The organism is Rhodococcus sp. IEGM 1307, assembly GCF_030056915.1.
GTDB lineage: Bacteria > Actinomycetota > Actinomycetes > Mycobacteriales > Mycobacteriaceae > Rhodococcus_F > Rhodococcus_F opacus_D.
Map to the genome: position 1 here is coordinate 1 of NZ_JASHKW010000078.1, position 632 is coordinate 632.

The following is a 632-nucleotide window of genomic DNA, read 5'->3' on the forward strand; positions in this document are numbered from 1 at the left end:
TCGGCCCACTCGCCCGGCGGGTCATCGTGCAGTTGCGCGAAAAGCGAAGACAAGTAGGTGTATTCGCCTGGGTGATGACCCGGCGTCGCCGTCACGGTGATGACGAACGGCGCCTTCTCAGGCGTCGCGGAGAGACGGTTGATGCGCCGCTGGTACTGGGTGCGCTGGGCCGTGAGGTGCCTGAATTGCTGTGCCTCGTCATTGATGATGAGGGAGAAGGAGTACTTCGGTTGGCCGTTGCGTCCGAGTAACTTCTTGAGCTGGTCCGGGGAGATGATCAGCCACCGATAGCCTCCGTCGCCGAACGCAGCGAGGGCGTCGCGCCACGCGGCGATGGTGATCTGGGCCGGCCGGTCCACGGTGATGAGTACGGTGTCGCCGCCCCCTAATTTCAGCGCAGCTTTCGCGCCGAGGATTGCGCTGCCGGTCTTGCCTACACCGGGCTCGTCGGCCAACAGGAATCCGCGCTTGCCGTGGTGAAAGGCCGTCGCGATCGCCTTCGCGGCGTCCACCTGTTCGGGCCGCGGTATCTTGTGGAAACCAGTAGCGCCCGGTTGCCGCACGCCGTTGAAGTCCTCTTCGACCCAGCGAGCGTACGAGTACGGTTTCGACGCGTAGACGGTGAGTTCGTC

General features: G+C 64.2%; 1 protein-coding gene. It reads right to left on the reverse strand.

The genetic code is table 11. The features are described from left to right. A partial coding sequence (locus QM841_RS42890; RefSeq protein WP_283336799.1) for a DEAD/DEAH box helicase family protein occupies positions 1-632 on the reverse strand: 632 nt, incomplete at both ends.